Origin of the sequence: Rhizobium sp. RAF36, assembly GCF_052114105.1 — a bacterium.
Classification (GTDB): Bacteria; Pseudomonadota; Alphaproteobacteria; order Rhizobiales; family Rhizobiaceae; genus Rhizobium.
Genome location: NZ_JBFREC010000002.1, coordinates 654,575 through 676,819 on the forward strand (window position 1 = coordinate 654,575; position 22,245 = coordinate 676,819).

The following is a 22,245-nucleotide window of genomic DNA, read 5'->3' on the forward strand; positions in this document are numbered from 1 at the left end:
TTTAGTCCCGGGCTCGGTCTCTGCCAATCCCGGAAATGCTGAAGTCTACACATCCGCTTCACGTCTGCGTGAGACGGCTTGTTCGACAACTTCTCCTTTCAACATTGACATATGCTTACGCCGCCGCGGCCAGAAATGCCCGGCAAGCACGTGGGGATGAGTGCGAATAGAGATCGCACGTTGCCGGAGGATGGATATATGGCAGTTTCATTGGGGATGAAGCGGCGCACGCTTTTTGCCGCAGGTCTTGGCCTGCTGGCGGCGCCGGCCATTTTGAGAATACCGGCCCAGGCGGCCGAGACCGGAGATAAAGCAAAGATGACGACAGCATTGCCAGAGATCAATCAATTCAAGCTGGGTTCCTTCAAGATCACCGCCGTCCGCGACGGCAGCAACGTACTGGAGAAGCCGTTCGAAACCTTCGGCACCAATCAGGACCCGGAAGCAGTGAAGGCGCTGCTCACCGAAAACTTCCTGCCTGCCGACAAGTTCGTGAACAGCTATTCGCCCGCAATCATCGACACCGGTTCCGATGTGATCCTCGTCGATACCGGCTTCGGTGCCGGCGGCCGGGAGCGTGGCATGGGCAAGCTGCAGGATGGCCTGAAGGCTGCGGGCTACAGCGTTGATGACGTCACCGTCGTGGCGCTGACCCACATGCACGGCGACCATATCGGCGGCATGATGGAGAACGGCGCGCCAGCCTTCAAGAATGCTCGCTATGTCGCCGGTCAGGCGGAATACGATTTCTGGACCGACAAGGCCCGCGAGGGCACGCCTGCCGAAGGTGGGCACAAGGCGGTTCTCGCCAATGTCGTGCCCTTTGCCGAAAAGACCACCTTCATCAAGGAAGGCGATTCCGTCGTCAGCGGCATCACCGCGATGCTGGCGCCCGGCCATACGCCCGGCCACATGGTCTTCCATGCGCAGTCCGACAACAAGCAGCTGGTCTTCACAGGCGATACGGCAAACCATTACATCCTGTCGCTGCTGCATCCGGAATGGGAAGTGCGCTTCGACATGAACAAGGCCGAGGCCGCCGCCTCGCGCAAGAAGGTGTTCGACCTGATCGCCACCGACAAGATCGCTTTCCTCGGCTATCACATGCCGTTCCCGGCGGTCGGTTTCGTCGAGAAGCAGGGGGCTGGCTACCGCTTCGTCCCGAAGAGCTATCAGTTCGATATCTGACGAAGAGAAGAGGGGGAGCGGTGCTTGCCGCTCCCCGTTGATATCAAAGAGCGCTGCGCTGCCAGAAGGCCAGCGGATTGCGCCGGGAAATGCGGTAGACCGCTGCCGGCGGAAAATTCTGGATCGTTCGTCCCACGAACACCGCCTTCAAACCCAGCCGGTCGAGGATCGGCCTCGGCACCGGGCAGCGCGGCCCATAGGTGAACTGGTAAAAATTGCCCTGATTGCCGAGATGCCTGAAGGCACCGGCCAGGATCGCCATCACCTGGCGCGGTGGCATGGAGAGCAACGGCAACCCGCTGACGACGGCGCCCGCAGGGCCGCCAAGCTCAAGCTGGCCGATCTTCGCCGCATCGCTTTCCACGATCGCCGCCTGCGGAAATCGCTCTGCCAGCATGCCGGTAAATTCCCGGCCTTTCTCGATCAGCACCAGATCGCTCTCGGAAACGCCGCGGCCGAGCAGGGCGCGCGTGAAGACGCCGGTGCCCGGCCCGAGCTCGATGACGCGCCCGGCCGCCGGATCGATCTCCTGGGTAATCAGCTGGGCCAGTGAGTGGCCCGACGGAATGGCGGAGGCGACGCGCAGCGGATTTCGCAACCAGGCGCGCAGAAACAGGAAAGTATCGGAGGATGTGCAGGTGCAGGAGGTGTTCACGGCGTGCAGGCTCCAGGGTCCGTTGAAAGGTGGAAGTGTGACGTCTTGAAAAGAATGCGGTCCAGCCCGTGGAGACATGGGAGCCGCGAAAGCGGCAAACAAGGCCGCCAGCCCTAAGAATGCGCCACATCGTCCTATTCCCTGGACGCGCATCAGGCATTCGCGTTTTGCTATTCCCAACCTGTCATAGACGTGTTACCAGCCCTCGCCAACTTCCAAAGCAACCCTTGCACACCGCCGGTGCGGACGATTCGTTCCGGGTGGGGTCGCATTTTTCTTATTTGAAGGAAATTGGCCATGGCTCGCATCATTGAAACGCCGACCGGTTTGGACGCACTCACGTTTGACGACGTGCTGTTGCAGCCCGGTCATTCCGAAGTTCTGCCGGGCCAGACCAGCGTCGCGACACGTATCGCAACCGACTTCGAACTGAATATCCCGATCATTTCGTCTGCCATGGACACCGTCACGGAAAGCCGTCTGGCGATCGCCATGGCCCAGGCCGGCGGCCTCGGCGTCATCCACAAGAACCTGACGCCTGTCGAGCAGGCCGAGCAGGTCCGCCAGGTCAAGAAGTTCGAAAGCGGCATGGTCGTCAACCCCGTCACCATCGGCCCCGATGCGACGCTCGCCGATGCGCTGGGCCTGATGAAGATGTACTCGATCTCCGGCATCCCGGTCGTTGAGAAGTCCGGCCGCCTCGTCGGCATTCTCACAAACCGCGACGTTCGCTTCGCCTCCGATCCTTCGCAGAAGATCTACGAGCTGATGACCCGCGAAGGCCTCATCACCGTCAAGGAAAATGTCGATCAGCAGGAGGCCAAGCGCCTTCTGCACGCGCACCGCATCGAAAAGCTGCTGGTCGTCGATGGCGAAGGCCGCTGCGTCGGTCTGATCACCGTCAAGGATATCGAGAAGTCTCAGTTGAACCCGAACGCTTCGAAGGATGCGCAGGGCCGTCTTCGCGCTGCCGCTGCCGTCGGCGTCGGTGATGACGGTTTCGAGCGTGCCGAGCGCCTGATCGAAGCCGGCGTCGACCTTCTGGTCGTCGATACCGCCCACGGTCATTCGCAGGGCGTTCTCAATGCCGTGGCGCGCGTCAAGAAGCTGTCCAACTCGGTTCGCGTCATGGCCGGCAACGTCGCCACCTCTGATGGCACCAAGGCGCTGATCGATGCCGGTGCGGATGCGGTCAAGGTCGGTATCGGCCCGGGTTCGATCTGCACGACGCGTATCGTCGCCGGTGTCGGCGTTCCGCAGCTCGCAGCCATCATGTCGGCTGTCGAAGCAGCGCAGGCGCAGGACGTCCCTGTGATCGCCGATGGCGGCATCAAGTTCTCCGGCGACGTTGCCAAGGCGATCGCCTCGGGCGCATCGGCCGTCATGATCGGCTCGTTGCTCGCCGGCACCGACGAAAGCCCGGGTGAAGTCTACCTCTACCAGGGCCGTTCCTTCAAAGCCTATCGTGGCATGGGCTCCGTCGGCGCCATGGCCCGCGGCTCGGCTGACCGCTACTTCCAGGCCGAAGTCCGCGACACGCTGAAGCTCGTGCCTGAGGGTATCGAGGGCCAGGTTCCCTACAAGGGTCCGGTATCGGGTGTGCTCCACCAGCTCGCAGGCGGCCTGAAGGCTGCCATGGGTTATGTCGGCGGCAAGGACCTCAAGGAGTTCCAGGAACGCGCCACCTTCGTGCGCATTTCCGGTGCCGGTCTGCGCGAAAGCCATCCGCATGACGTGACGATCACCCGCGAAAGCCCGAACTATCCGGGCTCCGGCGTCTGATAATGACAGCGGGCAGCCGGATACCGCTCCGCATCATCGGGCTGCTCGCCGTTCTCTGCATTGCCGCTTTTGGCTGGGCGCTCTTCGGTTTCGTCCTGCCCTTTCAGCACGAAACCGGCCGCGCCATGCTCGATACCTATGTCGCAGGCTATGACGAGGCGACTGTCGCGGCCATGCAGTCCTTGCTGAAGGACAATGCTGCCGCCTATGGAATTCTCCGTTCCATGTATCTCGGCCCCGAGCTGGTGTTTCCCGCCTTGCTGGCGATGCTACTCCTGAGCCTCATCCTCAAGCTCGAGACGACAGGGCGATATTTCGGCAAGCCGGTTCACCCGGCCCTTGTAAAAGCCGTCCTGGCATTGCCGCTCATCTATGCGTTTTCCGATTATGCCGAAAACATATCCAGCCTGATTGCCTTCGGCGGCAGCCCGTCTTCGACCACCGCGGTCACCATCCTGCCCTGGCTGACCAAGCTGAAATTCGCCTCGCTCGCCGTCACCGTGATCGCCATCATCCGCTTCGCGCTGATCCGTTTCGGGCCGAAGGACGAAGCCTAGCGCGGCCAGCGCCAGGGCGGGTTAGAAAGCCGCGCAATCATGAATTCCGACAGTGCCTCGATCTTCGCCGGGCGTGCCCGCGCCGATGGCGTGACGAAATAGAGCGCCCCGCTCGGCAGCGTCCAGTCCTGCAGGATCGCCTTCAGCCGCCCGTCCGCCAGATATTCGCTGGCCAGGAATTCCGGAAGTTCGCAGATCCCGAGACCGCGCAGCGCAAGCGGCACCAGAGCTTCGGAATTGGTCGCCCTCAACGGCCCGCTAGGCGTCACATATTCCTCATCGCCCTGCCGGTTCTTCAGGCGCCAGACATCCTGCTTCGGCCGGTAGGAGTAGCCGAGCAGATGATGGGCGGCGAGATCGCGTGGATGGTCGGGGCAGCCGTATTTCTCAAGGTAGGCGGGTGCGGCCAGAATGAACGGCGCAACCGGCGCCAGCCGCCGCGCGACCAGCGATGAGTCGGGCAGCACGGCGATCCTGAGCGCCGCATCGAAGCCGTCGCCGACGAGATCGACGCTGGCATCGCTCATATGCAGGTCGATGCTGATGTCAGGATATTGCTCGAAGAAATCGGGCAGGATCGGCGCCACCCAGCGCAGGCCGAAGGACATCGGCACAGCCAGCCGGATCAGCCCGCGCGGACGGCTGGAGAGTTCGCGGGCGGCATTCTCCATCTCTTCTGCTTCGCAATAGATGCGCGTTGCCCGGTCGGCGAGCCGTGCTCCGAACTCGGTCAGCGAGAGCTGCCTGGAGGTGCGGTTGAAGAGCCGCGCGCCGAGCCGTTCTTCCAGCCTTGCGACACCGCGCGAGACGGTGGCAACCGAGACGCCGAGCGTCTTTGCCGCGCGGGCAAAAGAGCGCTCTTCCGCCACCTTGGCAAACATCGCGAGGCCTTCGAAATCGGGCAATTTCATCGTTTCAAATCTGCAAGGATGACTTTCATTTCTTTCTATTCCGAAATGATCTGGTCGTCCATATCTCATCATCAGTCGAACACAAGGAGACGACTGATATGACCCAGAGACTGAATGGAAAGATTGCCGTCATCACCGGCGCCACCTCGGGCATCGGCCTTGCCACCGCCAAACGTTTCGCCGCCGAAGGCGCACGCGTCTTTATCACCGGCCGCCGTGCCGATGTGCTGCAGAAGGCCGTCGCCGAAATCGGCGGCAATGCCACCGGTATTCAGGCCGACTCGGCAAAGCTTGCCGATCTCGACAGGCTCTACGCGCAGGTGAAGGCTGAGGCCGGCCGCATCGATGTGCTGTTCGTCAATGCCGGCGGCGGCTCTTTCGCACCGATCGGCGAAATCACCGAGGAGCAGTATGACGATACCTTCGGCCGCAATGTGAAGGGCGTGCTCTTCACCGTGCAGAAGGCGCTGCCGCTGCTCGCCAAGGGCTCTTCCGTTATCCTCACCGGCTCGACGGCAGGATCGACCGGGACGCCAGCCTTCAGCGTCTATGCCGCTTCCAAGGCTGCGATCCGCAATTTCTCGCGCAACTGGATCCTCGACCTCAAGGATCGCGGCATCCGCATCAATACGCTGAGCCCCGGCCCGACCGAGACCACCGGTCTCGTCGAACTTGCCGGTCAGGACAAGGCGCAGCAGCAGGGCTTGCTCGATCTTCTGGCCGGTCAGGTCCCGATGGGCCGCGTCGGCCATGCAGATGAGATCGCCGCTGCCGCACTCTTCCTCGCCTCCGACGACTCGAGCTTCGTCACCGGTGCCGAGCTCTTTGCTGATGGCGGTATCGCCCAAGTCTGAACCTCAGGCCCGCTGCGTCTTTTCGCGGCGGGCATTCCTCTGGCAAGCGCTTTCCTTTTCCTTTACTGCTCTGAAAAATTTGAAAGAAGCGGAAAGGAAATGCCCATATGACCGGTTTCGAGATCTTCTGGCCGATCGTCGGCCAAGTCGTCCTGGTCTTCATCCTTTACGGCCTGCTCGGCTACCGCCGCCGCCGGATGGTGAGGCAGGGCAAGATCAGGATTTCCGAATACCGCGAAAACCGGGATGAGCCGCCCGAGAGCCTTTTTGTCAAGAACAGCATCGCCAATCAGTTCGAGCTGCCGGTTCTCTTCTATGTCTGCTGCGTGCTCCTCTACATCACCGAGGCCGATAATCTTCCGTCGCTCGTGCTCGCCTGGCTCTTCGTCGTGCTGCGCTACGCACACGCCTATGTTCACGTGACCAGCAACAACATGCGCATCCGCAGCCCGCTCTTTGCGCTCGGCTGCGCCGCTCTGCTCGGCATGTGGGGTTGGCTGATCGGCTGGATGGCCTTCAGCGGGTAACGCATATTTGTACACCGCTTGTTTTGCGCTGACCTATCTTCCTGCTCGGGCATGGCCCGGGTAGGGAAGAGGAGATCGATATGGACAAGCCGGAAATCACACAGGCGATGATCAGCGCCTATGATGAATACACACATCTGACATTGGACCGCCGCGGCTTCATGGACAAGCTGACGAAGCTTGCCGGATCCGCAGGCGCCGCCGCCGTCATCGCTCCGATGCTGGCGGCAAACAAGGCCGCAGCCGAAATGGTGCCGGCCGGCGACGGGCGGCTGACGGCGAAAGACGTGACTTATCCGGGCGGCAGCGGCGAGATGAAGGGGTATCTCGTCGAGCCGAAGGCCACATCTGGCAAGATCGGCAGCGTCATCGTCATTCATGAGAACCGCGGCCTCAACCCGCATATCCGCGATGTCGCCCGCCGCATGGCTCTGGAAGGCTTCATCGCGCTGGCCCCCGATTTTCTATCGCCGCTCGGCGGCACGCCTGAAAACGAGGATCAGGCCCGCGAGCTCTTCGGCAAGCTCGATGCCGCAGCCACGGCGGCTAATGCCGAAGCGACGCTGAAATATCTGCAGACGCTGCCCAATGCGAACGGCAATGTCGGCGCCATCGGCTTCTGCTGGGGCGGCGGCACGGTCAACAACTTCGCCACCAAATCGCCGGAGCTCAAGGCGGGTGTCGCCTATTATGGCGCCCAGCCGAAGGCGGATCAGGTGCGCGGTATCAAGGCGGCGCTGATGCTGCACTATGCCGGTCTCGACGATCGCATCAATGCCGGCATCGATGCCTACAAGAAGGAGCTGGAGGCCAACGGCAAGAATTTCCAGATCTTCGTCTATGATGGCGTCAATCACGCGTTCAACAACGATACGTCGTCTGCGCGATATGACAAGAAGGCTGCTGATTTGGCCTGGAGCCGCACCGTGGATTTCCTCAAGAAGAACCTGGCCTGATCTTTCGGCTGCCAAGTCATCCACAGGGTTAGACATGAAAAATCGGGGCATTTTGCTCCGATTTTTGTCGAGTTTGACAGTTCGATAAAATGCGAAGTTTTCCCTTCACGGCGCATGAAGACCTGCATGCCATATCGCTCGGATGCGCCGGTTTGAGACAGCTGCCGCCGCTCAAGAATAAGCTGTGGGGGCGGGTCGGCATGAGCATAGACAATGTGGATCGCATCGGCCTGCGCCGGAAACCGAAGCAGGAGCGCAGCATTCAGCGTTTCGACCTCATCCTCTCGGCCGCCGCCGAGCTCATTGCCGAAAAGGGTGTCAGCGCCATGCGCATGACCGAGCTCGCCGTCGCCGCCAAGGTGCCGATCGGCTCAGTCTATCAGTACTTTCCCGAAAAGGCGGCGATTGTCAAAGCGCTGTTCGATCGTCATGCCAGCGAGGTACAGGCCAAGACCGCGCAGGTCTTCGCCAATGTCCACTCACTGGAAGACGCCCTTCATCTCATCGAGGGGATGATCGACTGGTACTACGATGCCTATCGCAACGACCCGACCTATCTCGGCGTCTGGATGGGCACCGAAACCGATCAGGATCTGTTGCGGTTGAACATCGATCACAGCAATCGGGTTGCCGATATCTTCTACGAAGCCGTCAAGCGAGTAGCGCCGGAACTCGAAGCGATCGACATGCAGGCACGCACCTATCTCTTCAGCCACTTGATTGGCGCCTCGATCCGTCTTGCGGTCAAGAGCGAGGAAGAATTGGCGCTGCGCATGCTCGGCGAGTGGAAGCGCGTGATCCGCGCTTCGCTCTTCTCCAAGGCAAGCTGAAACTTACCAGCTCGGCACCATGTTGGCAGCCTTCAGCCGCGGGTAGTTCCGCGCATAGGCGGTCTTCAGATCGGCTTCCAGATTGTCGTCGACGACAGCAGGCGTGATGTTGTCGAGGCAGGCCGTGATGTGGGCCGTGATCGCATTCATCAGCGAGATCGAAACGCCAGGACGCTTCATGATGCCGATCTGAACCGGGGGCAGGGCGGGGAAGCCGTCTGCCTGGCTGAGCACCTTCATGCCGGTTCTCAGCGCCGATTCCGGCATCACCGAGACGGCCATGCCCGCCAGCACGGCAGCGGCAACGACCGTGCAGGACCAGCTGGTGAACAGGATCTGATGCTCGCGTCCGACGGCATCGAGCGCCGAGCAGGCAAGCTGGCGCCACTGGCAGTCGCGGCGGCCGACGGCAAGCGGCACCGGCGCGTCGTCACGGATCGGATGGTTGGCCGAGCCGACCCAGCAGAGCGGTTCGGTTCTGACCACATCCGACATGCGTTCGCGCGGGTTATGGGTGACGAGCGCGATATCGAGCTCGCCCTTGTGCATGCGCTCGGCAAGATCCACCGATGGCTCGCAGACGATATAGAGCTCGACATTCGGATGCGTCTTGGCGAAACGGCCGATGATCTCAGGCATGTAGCGGTCGGCATAGTCATCAGGCGTGCCGATGCGCAGCATGCCTTCGAGACGGTTGTCGTCGAAGGCCGCCATCGCCTCGTTATTCAGGCGGATGATCCGCCGCGCGTAGTTGAGCAGCTTCTCGCCCTCGGCCGTCAGCCGGTTGCCGCGGCCGTCCTTGATGAAAAGCTGCTTGCCGATCCGCTCTTCCAGACGCCGCATCTGCATCGAGACCGCCGACTGCGTCTTGTAGACGCGATCTGCCGCCTTGGTGAAGCTGCCGGAATCGACGATGGCGATGAAGGTCTGCAACTGGTCAATATCAAGAGGCGCTGACATGGGCTCACCTATAACGATCTCTGATAATAACCATTAGAAACATTCGTTGGACTGATCAATAGGCCTTTGGCATCTTCAGCGTGCAAATCAAGCAAAGTGAAGGACAGAGACCCTTCTGTCCGCCTTGAGTTCCAGCCCGCATGCCTTCCCGCTCGACCTCGCGGGAGGGGTGGGTTGTTGCGCCCGAAAGAAAGGAGAGTTCGATGCGCGTGATTGACCAGACTTTAGAACTCGACTGTGCCAAGCAGCCTGTGAGCGTGTCCGCACGCCTTGCCGGCATCCTTGCGCCGCTCGCTGCTCTCTTTCGCGGCTACCGCAATCGCAGAGCAATCAACGGCCTTACGGAACTCGATGACTATCAGTTGCGGGATATCGGCCTGACCCGCGCCGATATCGCCTCCGCCTTGCTGACATCGACCTTCTTCGAGGACCCGTCACCGCAGCTGACCGACTCCGCCCGCCGCCGCTGGCGCCTGTCGATCTTCCGCTCCTATATCGATTAGGAGCGGACCCTTTTTCCCCGCAGGGTGATAGCCAATAGCCCTGCCTCTTAACCCGGTGACCGCTTTCCCAAGCCGTCTCCGGGTTTTTTTATGGTTTGGAGGAGGGGGAGGGTGCTTTCGGGCGGTAGGCGTCGAAGATCGATTCCAGGTTCTTCTGATAGTTCTTCTGCACTTCCAGCCCGCTGTCAAACATGGTGTTCAGCATATCCATGTAACCCGCCGTCTGCTCCTTCGCCTGGTCTTTCGGAGGCTCCGGCGCCTTGGTCGGTTGCTGCGGCTGGTTCATCCCCGCCATCATGTCCTGGAATGCCTTGGCGAAGGGATTGTCGAGAAATGGATTGGCTGCGGCCTTCTCCGGTTCAGGCTTCGGCACGCTGAACATCAGCTGCATCGCCTGCGTGAAGGGATTGTCGAAGATGCTGGGTTCGGGTGCTGCCTTCTGCTTCGGCGCAAAACCGGTGCTCTCCAGCCATGTCTGTATCGTCTCGCCCATCGCCGTGTTGACGAAGGGATTGACCGGCGATGACATCTGACCCATCGACTGCTTGAACAGCCCGCCCATCAGCGTGCTGGCGATCACGGGCAGCATCTGCTTGTAGATCTCCTGGCCGATGCCGGTCATCTGTGCCGCCTGAGCCGCGACGGCACGGGAGACCTCTTGAGAGCCGAACAGTTGTGCGAGGACATTGTTGCCATCGGTCACGCCCTGCGGCGTGAAGGCCTTGCTCATGTCCTCGAAATACTTGCCGTAATTTCCCGAGGAAACCGATTGCATCAGCCCCATGAAATCATAGGGATTGCTTGTGCTGCGTTTCAGTCCGGCGGAGAAGGCCGGCATCAGCGCAGCCATCGCCTTGGTCGCCTGTTCCTGCGCAAGGTTGAACTGCTTGGCGATGGCATCCATCGCCGCGCCATTCTGCGCCTGCATCATCATGTCGAAGAGTGGCAGCATGGGCAGTCCTTCCGCTGTTTAGTGCGTTGAATCGCTACTATAAACGGAAATAGGAATGCGCAAACGGCTTTTTGCCGGAGACCTTAGTACTGATATTCCTCGAAGACAGGTTCGACCGAGCCGTTCCAACGGCCGTTGAAGCGGGCGAGCAGGTCTTCCGCGAGCGTCGCCTTCTTGGCCATCACCTCATCGAGCGGCGACAGGAAGATCGTTTCGTCCTGGCCTTCCTTGTTGAGGCGATTGCGCGACTTCAGGCCGGCCTTGGAAATGGCGAGCACATCCTTCGCTGCGTCGAACAAGGCATGGCCACGGAACGAAGCCTTCAGGCCCTCGGCCGGCACGGCATTGCGCAGGGCCACGACCTCTTCGAACGTCCAGTCCTTGGTAAACTGGTCGGCAGCTTCGAGCGCCGCTTCATCATAGAGCAGGCCGACCCAGAAGGCGGGCAGCGCACAGATCCGGCGCCACGGGCCGCCATCGGCGCCGCGCATTTCCAGGAAACGCTTCAGGCGCACGTCGGGGAACAGCGTCGAGAGATGGTTGGTCCAGTCGCCCATCGTCGGCTCCCAGTCCTTGATCTCGCTCTTCAGAGCGCCGTTCATGAACTGGCGGAAGGTGACGTGGGTACAGTCCTTGTAGCGGCCGTCGCGGACGATGAAATACATCGGCACGTCGAGCGCCCATTCGGCATAGTCCTTGAAGCCGAAATCGTCGCGGAAGGTGAAATCGAGCGGGCCCGAGCGGCGGTTGTCGGTATCCGTCCAGATGTCGCCGCGCCAGGAGAGCAGGCCGTTCGGCTTGTTTTCGGTAAACGGCGAGGAGGCAAAGAGCGCAGTCGCGAACGACTGCAGCTTCATCGAAACGCGCATCTTCTTGCGCATGTCGGCCTCGGAAGAGAAGTCGAGGTTCACCTGGATCGTGCAGGTCCGGTACATCATGTCGAGACCCTTGCTGCCGACCTTCGGCATGTAGCGGGTCATGATGTCGTAACGGGATTTCGGCATGCGCGGCGTTTCCGCCAGTGTCCATTTCGGGCTGCCGCCGATGCCGAGGAAGCGGATGCCCATCGGCTCGGCGATCTCGCGCAGGACGGCGAGATGCTGGTTGGATTCTCTGCAGGTCTCGTGAATGGTTTCGAGCGGAGCACCCGACAGTTCGAACTGGCCGCCGGGCTCGATCGAGATCGCGCCCATTCCGTGCTGTTCGCCAAGGCCGATGATATTCTCACCGTCCATGATCGGCTCCCAGCCGGAACGTTCCTGCAGGCCCTTCAACAGCGCGGAAATGCTGGCATCGCCGGCATAGGGAACGGGGCTGTTGTCAGCGCGGAAGAAGGCGAACTTCTCATGCTCGGTGCCGATGCGGAATTTTTCCGTCGGCTTGTTCCCCGCAGCAAGATAATCGGTCAGCTCCTGAACCGAAGAGAGCGGTGTCTGGTCGGTGGTGTCGCGAGCCATGCAAATCTAACCTGTATTCTGGGGGAACGCCTTTTGGGCGCGGCAATGGAAGGGTGATTAGGACCGCTCTCAGGTATGTTGCAAGTGAAATTCTTTCAACGCCGGTTCAAAAAAATAGCATCCTGTATCTTGAGTGAATAGGCGCAAGGTTAATTCCAGTCGCCGATCGCTGCCTGGATGACGGCCATTGCCGCCACCGCAGCGGTATCCGCACGCAGGATTCTCGGGCCGAGTGGGATGGCGGTGACGAAATCGAGGCTGCGCAGCCGGGTGCGCTCCTCTTCCGAAAATCCGCCTTCCGGGCCGACCAGAAGCGCGAGCTTCCTTTCGGTGATCGCCGAGAGCAGCGGCAGCGGATTCTGCCCGGCATCGCCCTCGTCGCAATAGATGATCCGCCGATCGGCCTTCCAGCCGTCCAGAAGATCGAAAAGTCTCACGGGTTCGGCGACATCGGGAATGCCGAGAATGCCGCATTGCTCGGCCGCCTCGATGACGTTGGCCCTGAGCTTGTCGAGATTGGTGATCTTGCCCTGCACATGCTGGGTCATGACCGGCTGCAGAACGCCGGCTCCCATCTCCACCGCCTTCTGCACCAGATAGTCCAGCCGCCCCACTTTCAGCGGCGCGAAGAGATAGTGAAGATCGGATGGCGCCGGCTGAGGCCGCGTCTGTTCGACCGGTTTCAGCAGGATGCGCTTGCGGGTCGGGAAGGCGAGGGTGGCTTTCCATTCCCCATCCCGGCCGTTGAAAACGAGAATCTCCGCGCCGTCGGTCAGGCGCAGCACATTCGCCAGGTAATTATACTGGTCGGAGCTGGCTTCGACGGCGGCGTTAGTGGCAAGCGGTGCGTCGATGAACAGCCGCTGCATGCGGAAATTGGCGCGCATTCTAGATTTCCCGGTCAAACGAAGAGGGCGAACATAACCCAATAGAGCAGCGCCGCAAGCGCGCCCGAGGCCGGAACGGTGATCACCCAGGCGGCGATGATCGTCATGAAATGCGACCGGCGCACCAGATAGCGGCGGCGGGTTTCATGGACGTTCGGATCGGCCGGTTCGTCGATCGCCCAGCTCTCCGCCTTATGGCGCATATAGGCGATGCGGCGCTTCGAGTTGCGGGTGTACCATTCGCGGAAGAAGCCGACGCCGAAGACCGAGCCGACTGCGATATGCGTCGTGCTGACCGGAAGGCCGAACCAGGAGGCAAGAATGACCGTAAAGGCGGTCGACAGCGCCACGCAATAGGCGCGCATCGGATTGAGCTTGGTGATCTGCTCGCCGACGAGACGGATCAGGCGCGGGCCGAACAGCAGCAGACCGACTGAGATGCCAAGAGCGCCGATCAGCATCACCCAGAGCGGCGGGGCGATCTCCCCGTGAACAGGCAGAAGCGTCGTCGAGCGCACGATTGCCGAAAGCGGGCCGACCGCGTTCGAAACGTCGTTGGCGCCATGGGCGAAGGAGAGCAGGGCAGCAGAGCCGATCAGCGGATATTTGAAGAGGATGCGCAACGAGCTGTTGCGGTTCTCGAGCCCCTCGGATTGGCGGCGTACGATCGGCCGGGCGATGAGCCAGCAGACAACGGTTGTCGCCAGCCCATAGGCCAGCACCGTCGTTGCCGGAAAACGGTCCGGTGTCGTGAGTTGCAGGATCATATAGGCCGTAAATGCGCCGGCCATTGCCGCGATCAGCACAGGCACCCAGCGCTGGGCCGCCGCGATCTTGTCGTCGCGGTAGATGACAAAGGTCTTGACGAGGAACAGCAGGCCGGCGGCGATCACCCCGCCGATGATCGGCGACGTCACCCAGCTCGACGAGATTTCCGCCATCACCCGCCAGTTGACCGGCTCCGGGCCCACGGCAGCGATGCCGGCGCCGATGACCGCGCCGACGATCGCATGGGTGGTGGAAACAGGTGCGTTGAGCCAGGTCGCGAGGTTGATCCACAACGCGGCCGCCATGAGCGCCGCCATCATGATCCAGGCAAGTAATCCTTCCGGAACCTGCACGGCATCGACGATGCTGGACGAAATGGTCTTCACCACTTCGCCGCCCGCGATCGTAGCGCCCAGGATCTCGAAGATCGCGGCAATCACCAGCGCCTGCGCCATCGTCATTGCGCGTGCACCGACGGCGGCGCCGACATTGTTCGTCACGTCGTTCGCGCCGATATTCATCGCCATGTAGGCGGCAAGCGCGGCAGCGGCGATGATCAGCACCGCACTCGGCCGGTCGAAGACGTAGACCCCGGCAAACAGCATCGCGAGACCGAGGAACACCAGGCCGATGCCCGGCGCGATCAGCTTGCGTGCAACGAACTTCGAGGCATCCTCGACATGGCTATATTTGTCGAGGTCCTTGTCGAGCGTGCGTTTTGTAAGGACAGGTGTCTTCTCGGCCATGCTCTTTCCTGGAAGGAATCCTGCTTTAACGCTGTCATTCCTAACAGCGCAAGATGGCAGGAATCATTCCGCCGGAATCTGCTTGGCGCGGCTTGCCTGAAGATGTTCGTCGATGCGACGCTTGAACTGCAAGAACAGGTCGCGAAGCTCCGGCTCACGGACCCGCTTGCAGGCCTCGTCGCAGGAAACCCACTCGATCGTGCGTTCGCCCTTTTCCTTGAAGTTCTTGGCGAGCTCGGAAACCTCGAGCGCATAGACCTGCACCTTGCAGCTCACCTTCAGTCCATCCTTCAGGACCTTCGGATAGCTGTAGGCGCCGAGCGTCTCGTGCTCGACGCTGCCGCGCACGCCTGCTTCTTCATAGGCTTCGCGGGCGGCGACCTCATAGGAGCACTTGCCGTTCATCGGCCAGCCCTTGGGGATGACCCAGCGGCCGGTATCACGGCTGGTCATCAGCAGGACCTCGACCTCGGTGCCCTTCTTCTTCATCCGGTAGCACAGCGCAGCATACTGCTGTCTCGGCGGACGCCGGAACATCAGCTGCATGTCGGAGGCTAGGCGGGAGAGAAGAGTCAACTGTCGGGTCACCTTTCGAGTCGTTTCAAAGAATCATTAATATTAGCATGTGCTGGAAAGCTTGCGCGATCCATGCGCCATTTAACGGTGCATAACGCGGCTATGGTTTTTAATAGGCAAATCTCACGCCGCAGCGGGTCGAAATTCCGGCAAAACCTGTTCTGTTTCCGCCTTTGCACAGGTGTTCAATATGGGGCCTTCTTGCCTTTCGTTCAATGCCCATATCAATCTGGGGATATCGTTTCCTGTTGATGACCGCCATGCGCCTTCCGCCACTCAATTCAATCAGAGCTTTCGAAGCCGTCTGCCGTCGGGGCAGCGTGCTCAGGGCTGCCGAAGAGCTCGGTGTCGTGCGCGGCGCGGTGCGTCTGCAGATCGCGGCGCTCGAGAATTATTTCGGCGAGAAGCTCTTCACCCGTGAAGGCCGCCGCCTGGTGCCGACAGACCGGGCCAGGGCTTTTGCCGAAGCGGCAACGGCGGCCTTCTCCCTGTTGCAGCATGCCGCCGGTGACCTGCAGAAAGACGATAGCCGCAGGCTCCGTCTCGGCGTTCCCTCCGCCTTCGGCATCTGGTGGCTGATGCCGCGCATCGGCAGCCTGCAACGGGCGCTTGGCGATGCCGAGATCGATATCGTGCCGATGGCGGTCGCCGAGCCGCTGTTGCAGCATCCGGAGCTCGATGCCGTCATCATGGGTGGCGAATACCGCCCCTCGGCCGGTGTCGCCGCCATCCGCTTCATGGAGGACGAGTTCGGCCCGGTGGCAGCGCCCCAACTCGCCGCCACCTTCGGCAGCGATCCCGCGGACATGTCCCCGGCTGCCATGCTCGTCAGCCGCAGCGTGCCGAAGCTTTGGGACGAATGGTTTGCCGAAAGCGGCACGCCGGCAGTCAGCTTCGCCCGCCGTCAGGAGTTTGAGGATTTGCTGCTGGCGCTCGGTGCTGCCCGATCCGGGCTCGGTGTGGCGCTCGCCCCGCGCGCGTCGATCGAGGATGATCTGGCGCGCAATATTCTGACGGCTCCCTTCGGCTTCATCCGCCGTCCGGCAGGCTATAGCCTCTGTTGCCGCGCGACCGATCTTAGAAAGCCGCATTTCACCGCATTGCGCGACTGGCTGGTCAAGGCAGGCGAAGGAACCGAATAGGGCAGATTTACTGCCGTATCGGCAGTGGATTATCCATGCCGCGCGGTCGCGGTGGGCGTTATGACGGTCGCCAGCGACAGGAGAACATCATGGAAAATACCGCCACCCGCATCGACTGGATCGGAAACAGCTGCCGTTTGCTGAAGGCAACGGCCGCCGAGTTCGAAAGCACGCGCCCCTTCGAAGGCCTGACGATCGGCACCGGTATCCATCTGGAGCCGAAGACGGTGGCGCTCCTGACGACGCTGCGTGCCGGCGGCGCCAAGCTCGTCTGCACCGGAAATCTGAACAGCACCCAGCCATCGACGGTCGACTATCTCCGCTCCCAGGGCATCACCGTTTTCGCAACGCAGACGACCGATCCCGCCGAGCATCACCGCAGCCTCGAAGCCGTTGTCGATGCCAAGCCCGACCTGCTGCTCGATAACGGCGGCGATCTTTTCGCCATCGCCGCGGAACGCCCCTATGCCAATCTGCTCGGCGGCACCGAAGAGACGACCTCCGGCCGCACGCGCCTGCTGCCGATGCGTGAAAAGCTGAACATGCCGATCCTTGTCATCAACGACAGCCCGATCAAGCAATTCGCCGAAAACAAGCATGCCGTCGGTCAGAGCCTGTTCGAAAGCTACATGCGCTTCACCAACCGCTCCACCAACGGCAAGCGCGTGACCGTCTTCGGCTACGGCGCCTGCGGCAAGGGCACGGCCGCCAGTTTCCGCAACGCCTTCTCGACCGTCAGCGTCGTCGATATCGATCCGGTGACGGCGCTGGAAGCGCATCTCGATGGTTTCGTCACGCCACTGCGCGAAGATGCGATCCGCTCGGCCGATATCCTGATCACCGTCACCGGCTTCCCCGGCATCGTCACGGTCGCCGACCTGCCGCTGATCAAGGACGGCGCAATCCTGATGAACGGCGGCCATTTCCCGCTGGAGATCGACGTATCGGGCTTCCGCGCTCATTCCGATGTCATCGCCATCGATCGCTACGAGACCGATGTCATGGAGACGCTGCATCTGAATGACGGCCGCTCGATCCACATCCTCGGTGGCGGCCATATGGCCAACCTCGCAGGACCACGCCCCCTCGGCAATTCCGTCGAATCCATGGACCTCGGCTTCACCCTGCAGGCCCGCTGCCTGGAACGCGTCGCCAAGCGCGGTGCCGGCCCGGAATCCTGTATCGTTCCGGTGCCCGGAGATATCGATGCAATGGTCGCGAGCGCCTATCTCGATCTCGCGCGCTAGCCTCAATCCTGGCGGACGATCGTGCCGATCACGTTCACCAGCAGGCGAGCCGCTGTCAGAGCCGAAATGCCACCGATATCGGCAGGCGGATAGAGCTCGACGAGGTCGAAGCCAACGATCCGGCCACGGCGTCCGACGCCCGCGACAAGGTCGATAACCTGCGTGTAGGTCAGCCCGCCCGGCGTGCGGGCGGCGACGCCCGGCATGATGCTGGGGTCAAGCCCGTCGCAGTCGAGCGTGATGACGACCTGCGCACCATCAGGGATATGCCGCAGCGCCGCTTCGACGCCCAGCGCATGAATTTCGCGGGCGGTAACGAGATGGCTGCCATAGCGCTTGGCCGCTTCGACTTCCTGGCGGCGGGCACTGCCGACGCCGCGGATGCCGATCTGCACCATCCCTGCGACATGTGCCATCTCGCTCGCGCGTCGCATCGGGTTGGAATAGCCGAGGCGCTCGCCGTGAAGCTCGTCGCGCCAGTCGATATGGGCGTCGATCTGCACGATCCAGATCGGTCCGTGGCCGGCAAAACCCGCAAAAAAGGGAATGGGCACCGAATCGTCGCCGCCAAGCAGGATAGGCACGGCTGACATTGCCAGCACCTCGCGCGTCTTCGCCTCGATCATCGCTCGGTTTCCGGCATTGTCTCGCGGGTTCGTCGGCAGGTCCCCGGCATCGATGCAGCACACCCGTTTCCCATTGAAGAGCGGCCCGCCGAGATCGAAATCCCAATGCTCGATGAGCGCAGCATCCTCGTGGCTTGCGGCGCGGATGGCGTTTGCCGCACCGGCATAGCCGCTGCTGTCCTTGCCGGGATAGGTGGTGCCGTGACCGGCACCGAAGATCACCATGCGTGGCGCGCCGCCATCATCGAGACGGTCGGGCAGGCCGAGGAAGGGAGGCGAAGCGGTCATGTCGGGCTCCAGAAGATGATATGCGGGGGAGGCGTCAGAGCTCCCAGTAGGGCACCGGCCCATAAAGTTCCGCCAGATAATCGATGAACAGCCGCACCTTGGCGGGCAGGAACTGCCGGCTTGGATAGACAGCAGAGAGCGCGACGTTGCGCGATCCCTCATATTCGGGCAGCACCTGCACCAGCCTGCCGCTCTTCAGCTCTTCACCGATATCCCAGGTCGAGCGCAGCGCGATGCCGAGACCGGATATCACGGTCTCGCGGATCACCTCGCTGGAATTGGTGATCAGCATGCCCTCGGGCCTTAAGGTCATGGCGCCGTCCGGGCCTTCCAGCCGCCAGATATCGTTGTTATGGGCGGGCAGGCAGCGATGGCTCTTGAGGTCGTCGAGGCTCGCTGGCATGCCATTGCTCTTGAGATAGGACGGTGCGGCGCAGAGCAGGCGGCGCACCGGCGCCAGACGCTTGGCGACTAGGCTGGAATCGGTGAGCTCGGCAATGCGGATCGCCAGATCGAAGCCGCCGCCGACAATGTCGCTAAACTCGTCTGTCAGCACCAGATTGATGGCCAGCTCCGGATGCTCCTCCATGAAGCGCTTCAGATGCGGGGCGATATGCATGCGGCCGAAAGAAGTCGGTGCCGAGATCTTCAGCGTGCCGTGCATCTGCGCCGAGCGGCCGGAAATATAATATTCGGCTTCCTCAAGCCCGGCCAGAATGCCGAGCACCCGGTCGTAGAAACCCTGGCCCGCCTCGGTCAGCGAAATCTGCCGCGTCGTGCGCTGCAGGAGACGTGTGCCGAGCCGGTCTTCCAGCCGCTTGATGCGCTTCGAGATAACGGCAGGGGAAAAGCCGAGCGCCCGCCCGGCAAGCGACATGCTGCCGGTCGAAACGACCTTGGCAAATATCTCGAGATCACCCAGATTGGTCATGATGCGGCACTGTTTCCCCTTTAGGCATAAGTGCTTAGCATTTGCGCCGGTTTCGGGAAAGTGTTAAGCCGAACATGCCGGTATCCGTGGAGGACGAGCCGGTCCTGCCGCCATCTTCGAAGGAAGCGCGCCATGTCCGACACCATTTCCTTTCTTGCTCCGCGCGCCGATGTGCTTGCCCGCCGCAGCCAGATCGTCGGCGATCTGATCGATCTGCTGCCGCCTGAATGTCTGGTGCATGAGCCGCGCGAACTGGTGCCTTTCGAGACCGATGCCTTCGTCTCCTATCGCCGCCTGCCGCTCGCAGTCGCCCTGCCGCGCTCGACCGCAGAGGTCGCGGCCGTGATGAAATACTGCCATCGCTATGGCATTCCCGTCGTGCCGCGCGGTGCCGGTACATCGCTTTCGGGCGGCGCCATTCCGCAGGAAGATGCCGTCGTCATCGGCCTGTCGAAGATGAACAGCATCCTGGAAATCGACCTCACCAACCGCGTTGCCGTCGTCCAGGCGGGCGTCACCAACCTCAATATTTCTGAATCCATCTCCGTGGACGGTTTTTTCTATGCGCCCGATCCGAGCTCGCAGCTCGCCTGCACCATTGGCGGCAATATCGGCATGAATTCCGGCGGCGCCCACTGTTTAAAATATGGCGTCACCACCAACAACCTGCTTGGCGTCAAGATGGTGCTGACCGATGGCACGGTGATCGAGCTCGGCGGCAAGGCGCTGGATGCCGGCGGCTATGACCTGCTCGGCCTCGTCTGCGGCCACGAGGGCCAGCTCGGCATCGTCACCGAGGCGACGGTCCGCCTGATCGCCAAGCCGGAAGGCGCCCGCCCGGTGCTCTTCGGTTTCGATAGCTCCGAAGATGCCGGTTCCTGCGTTGCTGATGTCATCGCCTCAGGCATCATCCCCGTCGCCATCGAGTTCATGGACAAGCCGGCGATCGAGATCTGCGAGGCCTTCGCCCATGCCGGCTACCCGCTCGATGTCGGTGCTCTTCTGATTGTCGAGGTCGAGGGGTCGGAAGCCGAAATGGACGACATGCTGAAGAGCGTCGTCGAGATCGCCCGCAGGCATCGGGTGAAAACCGTGCGCGAATGCCAGTCGGCGACCGAGGCCGCGCTGATCTGGAAGGGCCGCAAATCCGCTTTCGGCGCCACCGGCCGCATCGCCGATTATATCTGCATGGATGGCACCGTGCCGCTCAGCCAGCTTTCCTACGTGTTGAAGAAGACCGCCGAGATCGTCGATCACTACGGCCTGCGCGTTGCCAATGTCTTCCACGCCGGAGACGGAAACATGCATCCGCTGATCCTCTTCAATGCCAACGACCCCGAGGATGCGGCGCGCGCCGAAGCGGCGGGTAACGACATCCTCAAGCTCTGCGTCGATGCTGGCGGTTGCCTGACCGGTGAACACGGCGTCGGCATCGAGAAGCGCGACCTGATGCGTCATCAATATTCCGAGGTGGACCTAGCGCAGCAGATGTCAGCACGCGCTGCTTTCGATCCCGGCTGGATCCTCAATCCGTCAAAAGTCTTCCCGCTCGATGGACGGCCGGCCGCATGAGCGAATTCTTTCCTGAGAGCGAAGATGAGGCCGCATCGCTGATCCGCGACCGTGCCGCCGCAGGCAGACCACTCGCCATATCGGGCGGCGGCACCCGCGCCGGTTTCGGCAACCGGGTCGAAGCCGAAGACACGCTCCGCTCCACCCGTCTCTCCGGCATTGTCGCCTATAATCCCGGCGAGATGGTCATGACCGCGCGCGCTGGAACACCTGTCGCCGAGATCGAAGCCGCCCTTGCCGAGAACGGCCAGATGATGGCTTTCGAGCCGATGGATCACCGCGGGGTCATGGGCACCTCGGGCGAGCCGACGATCGGCGGCGTCTTCGCCGCCAATGTCTCCGGTCCCCGCCGTTTCGTCTCGGGTGCTGCGCGCGACAGCCTGCTCGGCATCCGCTTCGTCAATGGCCGTGGCGAGATCGTCAGGAATGGCGGCCGGGTGATGAAGAATGTCACCGGTCTCGATCTAGTGAAGCTGGTGGCCGGATCGCACGGCACGCTCGGCCTCCTCACCGAAGTCACCTTCCGCGTTCCCCCGCGCCCGAAGGCCGAGCAGACCGTCGTCGTCTCAGGCCTCAACGATGCCGAAGCGGCCAATGCGATGGCTGCCGCCATGGCGCTATCTGTCGAGGTCTCGGGTGCGGCGCATTTGCCGATGACGGTCACCTGGCGCTTTGCAGGCGGCACGCTGCCGGAAGGCGAAGCGACGGTGATGCGCCTCGAGGGCCTGCCGGGCTCTGTTGAGGCACGCGCCGGAAAGCTCGCCAGCGCCATGTCCGCTTTCGGCTCCGTTTCCCGCATTGATGAGCAGATGAGCCGCGGCCTCTGGCGCGAAATCCGCGATGTCTATCCCTATGCCGACGGCACGATGCGCCCCGTCTGGCGCGTCTCCGTCGCGCCGTCCGCGGGTCACCAGCTGGTTGCCGCCCTCAGGCTCGAAGCCGGGGTCGATGCTTACTATGACTGGCAGGGCGGCCTCGTCTGGATGCGCATGGAGGCCGATCCCGAAGCCGGTCTCCTGCGCCGCTTCATCACGGCGCTCGGCGGTGGGCATGCAACGCTGATGCGCGCCTCGGAAGCGGCCCGCGCCGGCATCCCCGCTTTCCAGCCGCAGCCGGAAGCGGTGGCGATGCTCTCGGCGCGGGTGAAGGAAAAGTTCGATCCGGCCGGGATTTTCAATCCGGGGAAGATGGGGTGGTGATGGCTAGCTTTGAGTGTGTGTCACACCCCCCTCTGTCCTGCCGGACATCTCCCCCTCAAAGGGGGAGATCGGCTAGGCGCACCCTCACAACGATCATAGCCTTGGCGAGCGGGCGCCACTTGCAAATCTCC

At 62.0% G+C, this 22,245-nt stretch carries 22 protein-coding genes; 12 read left to right on the forward strand and 10 right to left on the reverse strand.

All coding sequences use genetic code 11. The features are described from left to right. Positions 1-198 precede the first annotated feature (198 nt). On the forward strand, positions 199-1,188 hold the full coding sequence (locus AB4Z25_RS09145) for an MBL fold metallo-hydrolase (protein ID WP_112538158.1): 990 nt from the start codon (positions 199-201) through the stop codon (positions 1,186-1,188). A 43-nt stretch (positions 1,189-1,231) separates the two neighbouring features. On the opposite strand, the gene AB4Z25_RS09150 is transcribed toward AB4Z25_RS09145, so the two are convergent. Next, entirely contained in the window at positions 1,232-1,843 is a 612-nt protein-coding gene (locus tag AB4Z25_RS09150) for a hypothetical protein (RefSeq protein WP_112513906.1), read from the reverse strand. A 297-nt stretch (positions 1,844-2,140) separates the two neighbouring features. On the opposite strand from AB4Z25_RS09150, the gene guaB reads away from it, so the two are divergent. Together guaB and AB4Z25_RS09160 are read left to right on the forward strand one after the other, a co-directional pair. Beyond that, complete coding sequence (gene guaB, locus AB4Z25_RS09155) at positions 2,141-3,625, forward strand: IMP dehydrogenase (RefSeq protein ID WP_112513905.1); 1,485 nt, start codon at positions 2,141-2,143, stop codon at positions 3,623-3,625. Positions 3,626-3,627: 2 nt separating this feature from the next. After that, entirely contained in the window at positions 3,628-4,182 is a 555-nt protein-coding gene (locus AB4Z25_RS09160; protein WP_112538157.1) for a hypothetical protein, read from the forward strand. Here the strand turns inward: AB4Z25_RS09160 and AB4Z25_RS09165 are convergent. Further along, entirely contained in the window at positions 4,179-5,093 is a 915-nt protein-coding gene (locus AB4Z25_RS09165) for a LysR family transcriptional regulator (RefSeq protein ID WP_112538156.1), read from the reverse strand. The genes AB4Z25_RS09160 and AB4Z25_RS09165 overlap by 4 nt on opposite strands. A 98-nt stretch (positions 5,094-5,191) precedes the next feature. On the opposite strand from AB4Z25_RS09165, the gene AB4Z25_RS09170 reads away from it, so the two are divergent. The 4 genes from AB4Z25_RS09170 (at position 5,192) to AB4Z25_RS09185 (ending at position 8,260) form a co-directional block, all read left to right on the forward strand. Next, the gene (locus tag AB4Z25_RS09170; protein WP_112538155.1) at positions 5,192-5,947 is read left to right on the forward strand and encodes an SDR family oxidoreductase; all 756 of its coding nucleotides are present in this window, start codon (positions 5,192-5,194) and stop codon (positions 5,945-5,947) included. A gap of 107 nt (positions 5,948-6,054) precedes the next feature. Further along, on the forward strand, positions 6,055-6,474 hold the full coding sequence (locus AB4Z25_RS09175) for an MAPEG family protein (protein ID WP_112513902.1): 420 nt from the start codon (positions 6,055-6,057) through the stop codon (positions 6,472-6,474). A gap of 80 nt (positions 6,475-6,554) precedes the next feature. Next, positions 6,555-7,430 (forward strand): dienelactone hydrolase family protein, encoded by an 876-nt coding sequence (locus AB4Z25_RS09180; protein ID WP_112538154.1) that lies wholly within the window; start codon positions 6,555-6,557, stop codon positions 7,428-7,430. A 200-nt stretch (positions 7,431-7,630) separates the two neighbouring features. Continuing rightward, complete coding sequence (locus AB4Z25_RS09185; protein ID WP_112538207.1) at positions 7,631-8,260, forward strand: TetR/AcrR family transcriptional regulator; 630 nt, start codon at positions 7,631-7,633, stop codon at positions 8,258-8,260. 3 nt (positions 8,261-8,263) lie between these two features. Here the strand turns inward: AB4Z25_RS09185 and AB4Z25_RS09190 are convergent, their stop codons facing one another. After that, positions 8,264-9,220, reverse strand: a complete 957-nt coding sequence (locus tag AB4Z25_RS09190; protein WP_112387692.1) for a LysR substrate-binding domain-containing protein — start codon at positions 9,218-9,220, stop codon at positions 8,264-8,266. Between the two features lie 203 nt (positions 9,221-9,423). On the opposite strand from AB4Z25_RS09190, the gene AB4Z25_RS09195 reads away from it, so the two are divergent. Further along, positions 9,424-9,723, forward strand: coding sequence for a DUF1127 domain-containing protein (locus AB4Z25_RS09195; protein WP_112538153.1), 300 nt, complete (start codon positions 9,424-9,426; stop codon positions 9,721-9,723). Positions 9,724-9,811: 88 nt separating this feature from the next. Here the strand turns inward: AB4Z25_RS09195 and AB4Z25_RS09200 are convergent, their stop codons facing one another. The 5 genes from AB4Z25_RS09200 to AB4Z25_RS09220 form a co-directional block, all read right to left on the reverse strand. After that, complete coding sequence (locus AB4Z25_RS09200) at positions 9,812-10,675, reverse strand: DUF937 domain-containing protein (protein WP_112538152.1); 864 nt, start codon at positions 10,673-10,675, stop codon at positions 9,812-9,814. Positions 10,676-10,758: 83 nt separating this feature from the next. Then, entirely contained in the window at positions 10,759-12,132 is a 1,374-nt protein-coding gene (locus tag AB4Z25_RS09205) for a glutamate--cysteine ligase (protein WP_442207941.1), read from the reverse strand. 149 nt (positions 12,133-12,281) lie between these two features. Next, a complete protein-coding gene (locus tag AB4Z25_RS09210; RefSeq protein WP_442207942.1) occupies positions 12,282-13,019 on the reverse strand; it encodes a 16S rRNA (uracil(1498)-N(3))-methyltransferase in 738 nt (245 codons plus the stop codon). Positions 13,020-13,033: 14 nt separating this feature from the next. After that, a complete protein-coding gene (locus AB4Z25_RS09215; protein WP_112538149.1) occupies positions 13,034-14,533 on the reverse strand; it encodes an inorganic phosphate transporter in 1,500 nt (499 codons plus the stop codon). 63 nt (positions 14,534-14,596) lie between these two features. Then, positions 14,597-15,109 (reverse strand): NUDIX hydrolase, encoded by a 513-nt coding sequence (locus AB4Z25_RS09220; protein WP_112538148.1) that lies wholly within the window; start codon positions 15,107-15,109, stop codon positions 14,597-14,599. 260 nt (positions 15,110-15,369) lie between these two features. Here AB4Z25_RS09220 and AB4Z25_RS09225 point away from each other — a divergent pair, with 260 nt between their 5' ends. Both AB4Z25_RS09225 and AB4Z25_RS09230 read left to right on the forward strand, forming a co-directional pair. Further along, a complete protein-coding gene (locus tag AB4Z25_RS09225; protein ID WP_112538206.1) occupies positions 15,370-16,251 on the forward strand; it encodes a LysR substrate-binding domain-containing protein in 882 nt (293 codons plus the stop codon). A 35-nt stretch (positions 16,252-16,286) separates the two neighbouring features. Continuing rightward, positions 16,287-17,498 (forward strand): adenosylhomocysteinase, encoded by a 1,212-nt coding sequence (locus AB4Z25_RS09230; RefSeq protein WP_442207943.1) that lies wholly within the window; start codon positions 16,287-16,289, stop codon positions 17,496-17,498. A gap of 2 nt (positions 17,499-17,500) precedes the next feature. On the opposite strand, the gene AB4Z25_RS09235 is transcribed toward AB4Z25_RS09230, so the two are convergent. Together AB4Z25_RS09235 and AB4Z25_RS09240 are read right to left on the reverse strand one after the other, a co-directional pair. Beyond that, on the reverse strand, positions 17,501-18,412 hold the full coding sequence (locus AB4Z25_RS09235; RefSeq protein ID WP_112538146.1) for an agmatinase: 912 nt from the start codon (positions 18,410-18,412) through the stop codon (positions 17,501-17,503). Positions 18,413-18,446: 34 nt separating this feature from the next. Next, positions 18,447-19,343, reverse strand: a complete 897-nt coding sequence (locus AB4Z25_RS09240) for a LysR family transcriptional regulator (protein WP_112538145.1) — start codon at positions 19,341-19,343, stop codon at positions 18,447-18,449. Positions 19,344-19,475: 132 nt separating this feature from the next. Here AB4Z25_RS09240 and AB4Z25_RS09245 point away from each other — a divergent pair, with 132 nt between their 5' ends. Together AB4Z25_RS09245 and AB4Z25_RS09250 are read left to right on the forward strand one after the other, a co-directional pair. After that, on the forward strand, positions 19,476-20,915 hold the full coding sequence (locus tag AB4Z25_RS09245) for an FAD-linked oxidase C-terminal domain-containing protein (protein ID WP_112538144.1): 1,440 nt from the start codon (positions 19,476-19,478) through the stop codon (positions 20,913-20,915). Further along, positions 20,912-22,114, forward strand: coding sequence for an FAD-binding protein (locus AB4Z25_RS09250; RefSeq protein ID WP_112538143.1), 1,203 nt, complete (start codon positions 20,912-20,914; stop codon positions 22,112-22,114). Before AB4Z25_RS09245 ends, AB4Z25_RS09250 begins: the two co-directional genes overlap by 4 nt. The last annotated feature ends 131 nt before the right edge of the window (positions 22,115-22,245 follow it).